This is a genomic window from Arthrobacter antioxidans (genome assembly GCF_023100725.1).
Lineage (GTDB): Bacteria > Actinomycetota > Actinomycetes > Actinomycetales > Micrococcaceae > Arthrobacter_D > Arthrobacter_D antioxidans.
Window position 1 is genome coordinate 1,702,526 of the sequence record NZ_CP095501.1, and the last position, 13,071, is coordinate 1,715,596.

Consider the following 13,071-nt stretch of genomic DNA (forward strand, 5'->3'; position numbering starts at 1 on the left):
TCAGATCCCCAACAATTCGCTGAGTGCGGCCATCGCGTCCACCTCGGGCACGGTAAATCGCAGGTCGTCAAGAGAGAGGTCGAAAGGCTCCCGGTCGGCATAGTGCACGGGGAACTCCACACCGAAGCGCAGCGCGGAACCGTACTCGAAGTCGGTCAGCCGCCATCGTTCGCTGTAGAGATCGATTTTGTCGACGACCAGGTCAGCAGTCACCTCCACGAACGCGGTGACGTCGAACTTGAACTTCGGCTCGACGAAGACACTGCCCACCGCAGCCAGCACGACGCCGGTCTGCGGAGTCCAGTCCACGTCGACTGCCGCGCGGGCTTCACCGGCGAGCCCCAGCTGGCCGCCGAGCTCGATGCCTGCCCTGGCGCTGACCACCGGGATGCCGGCCCCGATGCCGCCGCGGATGAACAACCGCAGACCGGCGTCGGCGGGGATGATGAACTCGCCCTGCCCCACCACATGGGTCTGCTCTTCATGGTCCGGGTTGTAGGTTACGCCCAGGCTCAGGCCGGTGATGGTGCCGGGGCCGATTCCGGCGCTTAGATCCAGACCGCCGCCAATGGTGGCGTAAATGCCGACGTTCTGGCCCAGGACGCTCACTCCCACGATGGGAATGTCGAGGTTGACGGAAAAGATGTTCCTGTCGTAGCGCCGCTCAGGGAACACCTCGACGGCACTGGGCAGGGCCACCTCGCCGGAGAGTTCGATTTCCCCGTTCGGCAGCAGCCGGATTCCTACGGTGCCCTGCAACCATGGCGAGAATGTCATAGTCATCGAACCGCCGCCGTAGACGGTGATTTCCTCTCCGGGATCTCCAGCAGGCTGGTCGGTGGCGGGGTCCACGGGACGGTTCGTGGCTGCGACCTGCAGCGCACCGCTGAGCAGCCCGCGGGTGAAGTCCGCGGTCACGGTGGCGTCGAAAGCGCCGTCGTCGTAGGCCACAGCCAGCCGGGAGTTGACGTTGGGGATGGCTGGTTCCGCCGTGCCGGCGGCGGAGACCTTGTACGATCCGTCAGGTTTGCGCTCCACTCGCGCTTGCAGCGACCCGTTGCGGATCGCGGGGTTCTCCGCGAGCTGGAGTGTGCCGCTGATGACAAGTCCGTCTTGTTCCGAGTACTCCAGGCTCATGCTGCCCTCCCGCACGCCCGGGATGCTGGGCCGGACTGTGCCGTCCGCAGTGAATCGGCCGTCAGCGTAGACCATGGACAGCTCCGCGGAACGGATGCCGCGGATCTTGCCTTCGGGGATGCCGAGCGTGCCTTCACCGGAGAAGCGGCCGTCCTCATACCGGAGCCTGATGCCGGCGGGATCGAAGAGGTTGCTGTCGAAGTCGAAGCCACCGGCCAACGAGAAGCCGGAACCTGCGCCAGCGCTCCTTCCTGTACCTGATCGTACGGCCGACTCCACAAACCCTCTACCAACCTTGTCGATGCCGAAATGTGCATCGCCACGAACGCCCAATCCGCTGCGTGAACCGAGGCTGACTACGAGAGTGGCAGCGTCAACGACGAACGGTGACGGTACGTCCAGGTCGGCCGCAGAGAAGGCTTTGAAGACTTGCAGTTGGCCGTTCCTAAGTTCCCAGTCAATCGTTGTTCTACTAAGCAGCGGGACTTCCGGGGTAATCGCACCGCTCATCACCAGACCGCCGTCATCGATATCCAGCTCATTGATCCTCACGGGGCTCAACCCGCTGATCCGTAGTCCCTGGCGTTTGAAATGAGTTGAAACGGCGTCGAGGTCCAGGTAGCCCGCATAAGTGGTGCCAAGGATGCGTTTGAGTTTGAAGGGGAATGGAAGGGGCGTGAAATCGAATTCCAGCTGCGCACCGGAACCCTCCGGTTGCTTGAACGGTGCGGCAACAGCCGCCGTAAGTGAGGCGAACTCCCCGTCCTGAGTTGTCTCTCCGGTGTTGGCTAAATCGAATCTCTTGTGGGTGACCTTGAGCATGCGCCCCAAGATTCCTTCCTCCTCTGGGGTAACGGCTCCGCTGGGGCTGAAAGGGATGCTTCTGCCGCCACGTCTGCGGGTGAAGATGAAGAACTGCTCGGCTGAACCAAGCTCACTGTGAGGAATGGCCTTGACCACATCCATATGGATGCCGGCTTCGACCTGTTCCTTCGTGTAGTAGTCCTCTTCGGGGATGCTCGGCGGTGCACCTCGACCGGTCAACTCGGCTACAGCAGAAAACCTCAGATTGAACGCACGCTTGACGGTCCCCAATTGGTCCTCTGTATCGGTTTTTGGCCGTCTTCCGCGCCCCGGTACCCTCCCGGCGGCAGACGCCGACTCCGGAGCGCCTGCCGCACCGAATGCAGATTCGGCCCGATCATTGACTGCAACGATGAAATCCGCCAATTGCTTCTCTACGCCGGCATTGATTGCTTCTCCGGATTGCTGGTTGGGTCCGCCAGCCAGAAGGAATAAATTCTCGATGTTGTTGACGCTGCGATTGTCTGCCCAGTTGCCGATCTGCAACTCCACTATGTGGTCCACCTGCATCGGCTTGAATTGTGGTACCGGACGCTTTTTGTCCCATGACGGAAAGATCAGTTCTCGGAGCAGCTCTGGTGCGGTCCCGAAGTACAACAGTGATTCTGAACTGCCGCCGGACCGTTTTCCGGCCCTCTTCGTTCCCTTACCCGCTCCGGCTATATCGACCTTGAGGACATGGCGGGTGGCGTGCCGTGGGCTGTGGTCGTGTCCGGCAACTGCGCTAATGGCTTCATTGAGTTTCGCTTTCAATCCTTCCGTCTTGATCGCGTCAGCCCACACATCACGTTGCTTCGGATCATTGGTTCCCCGGCGTGAGTAGTTCTTGGATCTGCCGAAGCGGTGGGCACCTGCATATTTTTCCGATTTTTCCGAATAACCCCCGGACTGAGGCAAGTTCAGTTTGAACCCGGGGACCTTCACACTCTCGAACACGATGTTGTCCGGCGCCTCGAAGCCTAGTCCCGGACGGGGATGATCGGCCCCGAACATCCTGATTCGCGGCACGATGTCCACCGGAACCCAAGGAGGGGAAGTAAGAACGAGCTTGTTTTCCTCATTCTGTCGTTGGACGGTCGGGACGGCGTCGGCGGATCGTTGAGGTGCTGCTACTGGAGATCCTGCGGCCCTTTCCTGCCGGGCCGGGGCAGCAACTGGAGTGGCACCCTGCTGGATGACGTGGGTCAGCTCGTGCGCGAGCAGGCGGCGGCCCGAGGTGCCCGCGGGAGCGTAGCGTCCGGAGTTGAAGAAGATGTGCCGGCCCTGGGTGAACGCCTCGGCGTTGACGGACGAGGCCACTTGTGCGGCGTCGGCGTCGTCATGGATTCTCACGGTGCCGAAGTCCGCGCCGAACCGCGACTCGAAGTAAGCCCTGGTCGCCGGATCAAGCGGACGCCCGCCGTGCTCCATCCGGGTGATGTCCTCTTCCACCCCGGGCGCGGCTTCGCCGGCGCCCCCCTTCTTCTGCACCGGTTTGTGCACGGCATCATCCTCGTCACCGAGCTGCGGGGCGTTTTTCCGTGTGGTCTGGGCTTTCTTCGCCGGCGCGTCGTCGTCCTTCTTCCACGCCTCCTTCGAGCGTCGCCTCGCATGCTTCGTCTCCTGTGCGGGTTCCTTGGGCTCTTTCGGCTGCTTGGCGGCCGGTTTGGCCGGCGGGACCGCCGGGACGGCAGGCTTCTTCTTTTCGCGAGCCGGTTTCGCCGCCCGCTGGACCAGCGGAGTCACCTGTCCGGCCAGCGGTTTGAACTGGAGCGGGACGGTAGACCCTGAACCGCCCGTTTCCGACTGTGGCTGCGGCATCTGCTCAGCGACTACCCGGCCGGCCAGGCGGTCCGCTTCCTGTTCGTAGGCATCGCCGGGCGCGTTGACGGTCATTTTGGGCTGGACGGTTCGCATGAACTGGTTGCCGAGGGCCTGCGCGGGAGAGAGCGCGGCCTCCTTCGGTGCAGGAACGGGCCGGCTGGTGGACTGGCGGCTGGGCGCGCGCAGCAGCGCGCGTTCGCGGGTCACGGCTGATCGCCTCCTGCTCGGCGGGCGGTACCATCGGCGGCCCGACGGACGACATCGGTCACCAGGTCGCGCAGGGCCTCTTCGGATTCGGGGATGGGCAGGATGCCGGCCTGGGCCCCGAGTTGGCCGAACCGGCCGGCCAGCGCGTTGCGCAGGCGGTCTTCGAGTTCGACGGCGAGAGCGGGCTGCTGGTCGCCGGGAACCCCGGTCAGCCGCAGGTGCTCGACGGTGAGGCGGAATCGCTGGCTCATTGTGTGTACTCCCCGAATTCAGCGTCGCTTTGGAGCTTCTCGATCTTGGTGTATTCGCTCCTCGCGGCCTGCATGAGCAAGTCCATGCCCACCGGTTCCTTCCGGGCTGCGGCCAGGAATGCGGCGTTGAGCGCGATATTGCGGATGTTGCCGCCAGGTATCTCCAGCCGTGCCAGCCGGTCCAGGTCCAGCGGCGAGAGCGGGACGTCCTGTGGAAAGGCGCGCTGCCAGATCCGCCGACGGCTGACCGCGTCGGGGAAAACGAACTCCACCACGAAACGCAGCCGCCGCAGGAAGGCCCGGTCCAGAGCGTTGCTGCGGTTCGTGGCTAGGATGGAGAGCCCGGCGTAGGACTCCATCTGCTGCAGCAGATAGTTGATCTCGATGTTCGCGAACCGGTCGTGGCTGTCCTTGACGTCGGTGCGCTTGCCGAACAGGGCATCCGCCTCGTCGAAGAAGAGCACGGCGCCGCGCCGCCGTGCCGCGTCGAACACGCGGCGCATGTTCTTCTCCGTTTCGCCCACGTACTTGCTGATCAGGCCGGCCAGATCAATCCGGTAGAGGGCCAGTTCCAGCTGGTCCGCGACAACTTCGGCGGCCATCGTCTTACCGGTACCGCTGGGTCCTGCGAACAGCGCCGAGATACCGCGTCCTCGGGGGGTGCCGAGTCCCCACCGGACGTAGACCGTGTGCCGGTTGCGCACCTGGTCCACCATCTCGTCCAGTTGCTGCTGGGCCTGTGGCGGCAACACCAGGTCGTTTCGGTGGAAGCTCGGTTCCACCCGCTGAGCCAGCTCGCCCAGATTCCCGCCGACGGCGTCCCGGCTGCTGGCCCACAGGTGGGCGGCGTGCAGCGGCTGGTGCTCCAGTTCCGCCCGCAGCCGGGCGGCCTGGGCGGTTCGTCGGATGGTGCCGGGGCCGAACTCGTACTGTTCCACCAGCGCCGGCAGCAGTCCGTTCACCGCGGCGGCATCCGACCCTAGTTCCTCTTCCCACCATTCCAGCCGGTCCACCGCTGCGGCGGCCGCGGGCCGCAGGATCAGTGCCGAGGGATCATCAGGCGGAGCTTCTCCGGAGGCGGTGAACACTGGCGCAGCCGGACGGGGCCCGGGGGAGGCGCCGGTATGGTCCGGTTCACAGTAGTACGCAGTCTGGAGCAGCAGCGCTTCGCGCTCCAGCAGCCCGAACTGCCGAGGGTCTGCCGGCCAGTGCGGGGCGTCGAGGGAGTAGAGGCTGATACCCAGTTCGGTGCAGACGGCGTGGGCCATTTCCGCCTGGCCGCTGTCCGGCGGCCCCGGCAGGCTCACCGGTTTCCACTCACCGGTGCGGGCGTGGTGCGCGGCCAGGTGCGCCGCCCCCCGACGTGCCTGCTCCCGTTGTGCCGCGGTCAGCGGACCCGCCGGCACGGGGCGCAGGTATGGTTCCAGCTGCCGGTCCGGCCGGTTGACGCCCAGCAGATAGTCCCGTATCCGTTCGTCCAGGAAGAGCGCAGCCGCGGCGGCCGGCTGTGGGGGCACTGCGTGAACCTGCACCAGTTGGTAGCGGCGCAGCGGTGCGGTTTCGGCCAGCAGACCGGTGACGGCCGGCGGCAGCGCCAGCAGTGCCACGGCTAGATGGGCGGTGGGGAATTGGCGGGACATGTCGTCCTGCAAATAGGCGTACAGCGGGCCGAAGGACGGGTCGATTTCCGGGGCCAGTGCCAGCAGCAACACGTCCCGTCCCGCCTCGCCCAGCCTGAACAGCCTCCGCAGCACCTCCAGCGCCGGCGGTCTGATGCCGGCGTCCGCGGCCACGGCCCCTGCATGCACCGCCTCGCGGCTGGCGGCCTCCGCCTCCGACCGGAGTCGGAGCGCCTCCGGTGCCGTGGCGTAGAAACGGTCCCGGCCTCGAACATCCTCGCCGCGCAACAGCCAGTCCGCGTGGTCTTCGGTGATCACCCGGTCGGAGAATTCGCGCCGCGGATCATGGCTCCACTGCCCGCGCAGCCACACGGCGCGCAGTTCCAGCAGGGCCCGCAGCCGCACCAGGTGTAGCTCCAAATACCGCCTGTTCGCTGCCTGCCACGCCGCCGTGGATCCGGGAACTGAAGCCGGATCAGTCCCGCCGGGGCCTGTCCCGCCGGGGTACGGGGCCGAGGGTGCCGCGCCGGACGCGGCTACGCCGTCCAACCGCGCGGGGGTCATAGCGGCAGCTCCATCCGGTTGACCCCGCCGATCGCCTCGGCGCCATTGACGCGGACCCTGACTGGGTAATGCGCACGCAGGCCCAGCTGGGCGACCGTGGTCTGGTCTCCGCCGGGCACGGCGGTGAAGTCCAGCTGCGCGTCGGTTCCGGTGTCGAAGATGAGCAGCTGTCCGTCCACGGCAGCCACGGACAGTGCCGCGAAATCCGGCCCTGCCACATGCAGGGCCTCCTGAAGCACTCGGGCGGTTCCGGCGGCGGACGGAGGTGGTTCAACAGCCAAGGTGATCACCGCCGTCGTCGGCCCGCGGCTGGCGGACACCGCTCCCGGGTGCGTGCGAAGCCCGCCGGCGATATCGACGGCGCCTGACAGGTAACCCGTCCGCATGCTCCCGGCGTGCAGCCCCAGCAGCGCCGCGTCCGCACCGGCGATGGTGATGGGTCCAAGCAGTCCTCCGGCCAGCAGAACCAGCCGGTCCCCGGCCAGCGCGGCGCGGAGTCCGTGGAAGCCGGGCTTCGGGATGGCCCGGAGGGCGGACTGCAGGGCGGCGGCCAGTTCGGCAAAGCTCGCGGGCACCGCTCTCAGCTGGGCGGTGGCCGCGAGCCCGCCGAGGGTGACGTCGAACTGCGGCAGGTCTGCCGGCGCGGCAAAGACCGGCAGCGGGTCGGTGACATAGGCGTCCGCGGACCGGTGCGGCAGGGAATCCGGCAGGTGGAGCTCAATGCCGGTGCCAGACGCCGTGCCATAGGATGCGGCGGAGAAGAGCACCGGCCCCACGAGCGTTTCACCGCGTAGATCGGGGTCGAAGAGGCGCGTGCCGGAGATGGTCAGCGACGAGGGCGGAGCCGCGGCGATGCCGGTGACGTGAGGGGTCAGCATCAGTACGGCGCGGTTGGATCGTGCCGAAGCATTAGGCAGCTCGGGTGGGGTAATGGTCACCTCGACGGTCTGCACGCCCGGCTGCAGCCGGGCATCCGCGGCGAGGGCAATGGTGTCACCGTCGAATTCGTAGGTTCGGTCCGGAACAAGCAGTTCGATTCGCCGTGCTGAGTCCGGTGCCACGCGGATCTCGGTGCTGCCGATCCGCACCATAACCGCGCCGCCGGCGAAATTCTGGCCCTCGATGATCAGCGTGTCCCCGATTCGCACGTAGGGCGCGTTGCGCGAGCTTGCGGCAGGGTCATCCGGCCGACGCACGCCCAGCGAGGCGATGCTGGGAGCGCTGAGGGGCAGGATCGTAATCCTAGGTCCGGCGTGGACCGGTTCACCCACCAGTTGGGGAAACTGACGCCGCCGCTGGCTTTCCAGCTCCACGGCACTGATGGAGTAGGCAGCGGACGCCCGGAAGGGTATGGTCAAGGCCGTCCAGATCTTGGTCAAGTCCTCCATGGAGAGTGGATCCAGTGCGATTTTCAGCCGCTCCAGATCCCCGCGCAGGCTTGAGTGCAGGATGGTGTGTCCCTCCGGCTCGCGCACCGTCACCAGTGCTTCGGTAATCAGCGGGAAGTCGTGCAGTACGCGCATGGCGCTGCCCAGCATCTGCTGGGCGGTGGACTCGTCCACCGAGTTGCCGTTTTCACCGGCTGCCCCGTAGGCCGTGACGAGATAGTGCAGGTTCAGCCCCAACGGTGGATTGCCGTAGGCGCCGGTGTGGCTTAGTGCGTCCTGGTTCTTCAGGAAGCCGTTTTCGCTCACCTGATACAGGAAGAGGTTGATGCGTGCGAGCTCGTTGACGGCTGCGCCGGCCGCGTTCGCGTCCCCGCGGGGGGTACCGACGGTCACCGCCAGGGATCCGGCCGCGACGCCGGCCGGCGGGTCCATCCGGTCCCGCAGCAAGGTTCTCAGCGTGGCGCTGACTCCGGCCAGGCCCCGGAAGTCGCTCACGGCTCCAATCCTCCGTAGCTGCGCCGCTCGACGTAGGCGGCGAAGTCCGCAGCCGCCCGCACCGGGGCCGTTGCGGGGGCACCGTAGCCGACCTCAAGCGTGCCGATCCGTACCTCGATGTCCGGCACCGCGGGCGCAGGGACAGACTGCAGCACGGACCGCGCCGCCCGACCGGATGGGTTTCCAGACTCGTGCGGCGCCGGGAACAGGTGTTTCGCTGCGGGCAGGTTTCCCTGCGGGTGAACGACGACGGCGGGGGCCGGGCCGGGCGTTCCAGCCGGCCCACCGGGATACTGGCTGGTCTCCACCGGCTGAACAACGGCCGGGGAGACGGGAACCGCAGCACGGCGGAGACCTGCATCTGGCGCCGCGGCACTTTGCGCCACCGCTCCAGGTGTTGCCGAACCAGGTGTAGCTGAACCGTGCGGCAGCAGCCTGGCCGGCGACCGGGGCGGGCCTGATGTGTGCCCGGTATCGCGCTGCTGCGCCCGCCCCGCACCCCGCCCAAGCGGTTGTCCGCCCGACCGCACGGGAGAGCCGAGCTCCTGGAACGCATCCCCATCTCCGCCAACGGTGTTGTCCAGCCCGACGACACCGTTTCCGTCGGCGTGCATGACCTTGGAGTCATCCGGTGCCGGCGGTTGCAGGTGAGGTGGCGACGTCGACAATGCGCCACCCAGCGGCCTGAATGACCCTTCGAAGTCGGCGGCCGATTGTGCGGCAGCCAGGTAGCTTCCGGCCACCCTGGCTGCCGACCGGTGGGGGGTGGCGGCCCGACTGTCCGTATCCTGGCGGACGGCCGGGCCGCTGTCCGCTTCCCTTCCGCCCCCGGTGCCCGGACCGTCCGGCACGCGCTGGTCCCGGCTTGGCGCCGGTTCCGTAGGCGGCGTTGTGCCGGTTCCTCCGGCCAGGGGAGCAACCTGGGCGCCGGACGCAGAGTCCGGGTTCCCACCGGACCGGCCGGAAGGCGCCGCGCCCGCAGAGTAGATCTCCGCCGTCGCGCCCGGAATAGCTCCCGAAGCCGAATCCTCAATGGCTCCTGACGCCGGGTCCGGTGTCAGGGGACGCCTATCACCGGGGCCGTTCCCCATTCCCGGCGAGCTGCCTTGAGCGGGCGTCGTCCCGATGCTGGGCGGCAGAGGTCGGCCGCCCAGCCCGGACAGGGGCAGTTTCGGGACCGGACGCGCGGACACTGGCGGGAGGGTGCCGCCGCGTCCCCGCTGCACCAGCCGCTGCAGATACGTGCTCACAGCGGCACCCCCGCGGTATGGGGCTGATCCAGCAGTTGCAGGTAGCGCGACCGGCGGACATGGGGCAGGTTCAGGATCTCCGCCTCGCTCCAGTGGTATAGCAGGGCCAGCGTGTGCACCTGTGCGAACAGAGAGCCTGCCCGGTCTGCTATCTCGCGCAGCAGATAGTCGGCGGTGTCCAGTACGGTGGAGAAGTCCCGGGCGCAGTCCGGGCAGGTCAACTGCAGCATCAGTTCGGACTGGGGGTCCTGCCGCTGCATGGCCGCGCTGACATCGTGAGCGAGCTCCGGCGGCAGGGTGGCCGGTGCACTGCCGGCACGGTCGACCTCCGGTTCGGTGCCGCCGGGACTGGCCTCCGATTGGTTGTCGGCTCGGCTGACCTCCACTACGCAGCGGCGCAGCAGTTCGGCCTCGCCTTCGTTGTCGTTCAGCCCGGCCGTGGCGAGCTGGTCCGCGCCGGTGGGTAGCCGGAACACCACGCTGTATTTCCCGAGCTCTACGCGGTGGTGCAGCTGCGGGTGGGCATATGGTCTCAGCCGCAGCTGTTCCGTTGTCAACTCCAGGTCCAGTCGCCCCTTGCAGTGCGGGCAGTGGGCGAGGGCATCTATCCGGGTGCCGTAGGTCAGCCCGCGCAGGGCCAGCAGTAGAGCCTCGCGGTCGCCGAGAGTCAGGGCGGCAATTACATGCTCCGGCGGATCCGGCACAGAACCCAACGCGGTAGTGCAGCCGGCCAGCAGCGAATCGATCCGGGCCGCGTACGGTCGACCCTCAAGCGCGGCGGCGGCGAGCTCGTCCCGGCCGGTGAGCGGACGCAGCCAGGCCACTCTCTGGTGCGTGCCGTCCACCCAGACGCCGGAGGGCAGGACCACCCGGGCTGCTGACTCCTGCATGTGCCCCCCCTAGAGTGTCGGCTCAGTTGGTTCCTGAACTGCCTCATCGCGTTCCCAGCCCTCGTTCTCCACCTTGATGGTCTGGATGGCCACCGCGTTGGCGCTGGCGTCGAGCTCGGGGACGGCCTGGAACTCCGAGACCCAGCACCGGTAGAGCCGGTAGGACAGCACGGTCTGGCCGGCCTCGTTGAAGACATCAATGATGATGTCCTTGCGGAAGTCCGCCAGCGAGGATTCCGCGCCGGGGCCGGCCCCGAAGTTCCAGACCTTGTCGGCCCATGCCTCGAAATCCGGATCGTGGGTTACTCCGCGTTCCAGTGTGACGGCCTCGAACTTGCTTTGGCCGGGGGATTTTCTTTTGGAACTCGGGTCCCCGCCCTCGCGGTGCTCCACGATTTCCGTGGTCCGCTTCAGGGCGCTGACCTTGCTGACCCCGGCCACGTAGTGCCCGTCCCACTTCACCTTGAACTTGAAGTTCTTGTAGGGGTCGAAGCGGTTGGTATTCACGCTGAATTGTGCCACGTCAGTGCTCCTGGTTAGCTTTCGTCCTGGCCGGCCAGCTGGGTGATCTTGATAATTACGAATTCCGCCGGCTTCAGCGGGGCAAATCCGACAACAATGTTGACGATGCCGCGGTCAATGTCCCCCTGGGTGGTGGTTTCACCGTCGCACTTGACCAGATAGGCGCTGCGCGGAGTGTTCCCCTGGAAGGCACCCTTGCGGAACAGGTCGTGCATGAAGCTGGTGATGTTGAGCCGCAACTGCGCCCACAGCGGCTCGTCATTGGGCTCGAAAACCGCCCACTGCGTGCCGCGGTACAGACTTTCCTCGATGTACAGCGCCAGTCTGCGCACAGAAATGTACTTCCACTCGGATCCGAACTGGTCCGCGCCGCGAGTGGTCCGGGCGCCCCACGCGACGCGCCCGATCACGTTGAACGTGCGCAGGCAGTTGACGCCCAGCGGGTTCAACCGGCCGTTTTCGCCGTCAGTCATGTTGTAAGCGAGGTCCTGGACGCCCACGAGGGTGGCTTCCGTCCCTGCTGGGGCTTTCCACACGCCGCGCGTCGCGTCTGTGCGGGCGATGACTCCTGCCATCACGCCCGACGGCGCAAAGACCGAGAGCCGGTTCTCTTTGAGCGGGTCGGCCAGTTTGACCCGGGGGAAGTAGATCACGGTGTTCGGATCTTTCTCGAAGGCCCCGCTCTGGGCTCCGGCTTCGGCGTCTTCAACGGTGTCCCAACCGAGCGGCGGATCGATCAGCAGCATGGCCCGGCGTTTGCGGCAATAGACCAGCGCGGCACTTTGGACCGCCTTGATGGAAGCTCCGGAGATGGCATCCTCGTTCTCCGGATCGAACGGTGGAATAGCGAGGAGATTGAACAGGTCGGCCTTGTCCAAGGCATAGAGGCCTTCGCGGGCACTGGCCAGGCCGTCCTTCGTGGCTATCTCTTCGGCCGTCACCGGCAATCCGTCCATCCCGCCCGTGAGCGGTGTGTAGACAAGGTTGCCGTCGTCGTCGGTATCCGAGGCCGGAGGAACGGCTCCCAGCGTGGAAATGTTCAGCAGGCGTGATTCCTGTGCCAGTACGGTGGTGGCGTGGCGTGCGGACAGGGGATCGATGGAGAGGTTGCGGTAGATTTCCGTTCCGACGACCACCGTCGTGCCTGGTCGATCCCCGGGGCCGGTTTCCCGGACGAAGAGGTTGAACTCGTCGCCGTCGGCCTCGTCCGCGGTCTGGTAGTCCACGGCGACTTGAAGCAGGTTCCCCCATTCACCCGGGCTGTCCGCCTCCAATACCATTCCGCCGTCGTCTGTCAGATCGACGATGGCGGCCTGGGCATCACGGGTGACCCGGACGATTACAGCGTCAGCGCCTCCGTTGAGGAAGTACTGCTGGACCGCATAACTGACGGAGCTCTTCTGCCACAATCCACCCATGCGGCGTTCGAAGTCGGCGTAGCTCTGGATACGCACCGGCTCGTTCTCGGGACCGCGTCGGGTGCGCCCGATGAAAGCTGTAATGGAAGTGGCGACTCCCACCAGCGTTCGGACGTTGCTGGGTACTTCCTCGATGTATACACCGGGATACGTCGGTGATACGGGCATGCCGGTACTCCTTCCCGCTATGGCTCGGTCGTGGAATCTCTGGCGGTCAGGATGTCGATGACAACGTCCTGCGCTAGGGTGCTGGTGAATGAGAATTCCGTCAGGCCGCCGCCGGAGAAACGGTCGAGCGCCGGTTTTCCGATCAGGACCAGCGGGGTGTCGAATTCCAGAGGGTCACCCGCGCTGTTGATCTTCAGTGTGATCCTCAGCGTCTGGTCTCCTTGAGACCTATAACTGCTGGCACTGACTAGAAGCAGGGTGGGGATGGGTGCCAGCTTGACTATCACATCAGTGTCTCCCGATGTGAGACGGATTTTCATCCGTTCGTACGCTGACATGGCGTGCAGTCCTGCGACCGAAATATCGTGGTCGCCTGCTATGCGTGCGGTCAGGTTCCAGTGGATCTTGCCTTCCATAAATACCACCCGTTGAAGCTGGAAATGGCTTACACCCGCAGGTGATGGATTCAGTCACCAAGCTACGGACGCAGGCGTT

Annotated in this window: 9 protein-coding genes; all 9 read right to left on the minus strand. The window is 66.0% G+C overall.

Features of this window, described 5'->3' with window-relative positions:
• Positions 1–4,011 (minus strand): eCIS core domain-containing protein, encoded by a 4,011-nt coding sequence (locus tag MWM45_RS07780; RefSeq protein WP_247828958.1) that lies wholly within the window; start codon positions 4,009–4,011, stop codon positions 1–3.
• Complete coding sequence (locus tag MWM45_RS07785; RefSeq protein WP_247828959.1) at positions 4,008–4,262, minus strand: hypothetical protein; 255 nt, start codon at positions 4,260–4,262, stop codon at positions 4,008–4,010. Before MWM45_RS07785 ends, MWM45_RS07780 begins: the two co-directional genes overlap by 4 nt.
• Entirely contained in the window at positions 4,259–6,445 is a 2,187-nt protein-coding gene (locus MWM45_RS07790; protein ID WP_418909749.1) for an ATP-binding protein, read from the minus strand. The genes MWM45_RS07785 and MWM45_RS07790 overlap by 4 nt, the downstream gene beginning before the upstream one ends.
• Positions 6,442–8,328, minus strand: coding sequence for a Pvc16 family protein (locus tag MWM45_RS07795; RefSeq protein WP_247828961.1), 1,887 nt, complete (start codon positions 8,326–8,328; stop codon positions 6,442–6,444). Before MWM45_RS07795 ends, MWM45_RS07790 begins: the two co-directional genes overlap by 4 nt.
• Positions 8,325–8,483: a hypothetical protein gene (locus tag MWM45_RS07800; protein ID WP_247828962.1), complete on the minus strand. Its 159-nt coding sequence runs from the start codon at positions 8,481–8,483 to the stop codon at positions 8,325–8,327. Before MWM45_RS07800 ends, MWM45_RS07795 begins: the two co-directional genes overlap by 4 nt.
• A 1,091-nt stretch (positions 8,484–9,574) precedes the next feature.
• Positions 9,575–10,468 (minus strand): T4 family baseplate hub assembly chaperone, encoded by an 894-nt coding sequence (locus MWM45_RS07805; protein WP_247828963.1) that lies wholly within the window; start codon positions 10,466–10,468, stop codon positions 9,575–9,577.
• Between the two features lie 9 nt (positions 10,469–10,477).
• Positions 10,478–10,990, minus strand: coding sequence for a phage tail protein (locus MWM45_RS07810; protein ID WP_247828964.1), 513 nt, complete (start codon positions 10,988–10,990; stop codon positions 10,478–10,480).
• A 14-nt stretch (positions 10,991–11,004) separates the two neighbouring features.
• On the minus strand, positions 11,005–12,576 hold the full coding sequence (locus MWM45_RS07815) for a phage tail sheath family protein (protein ID WP_247828965.1): 1,572 nt from the start codon (positions 12,574–12,576) through the stop codon (positions 11,005–11,007).
• 17 nt (positions 12,577–12,593) lie between these two features.
• Complete coding sequence (locus MWM45_RS07820) at positions 12,594–12,992, minus strand: hypothetical protein (protein ID WP_247828966.1); 399 nt, start codon at positions 12,990–12,992, stop codon at positions 12,594–12,596.
• Positions 12,993–13,071: the final 79 nt, after the last annotated feature.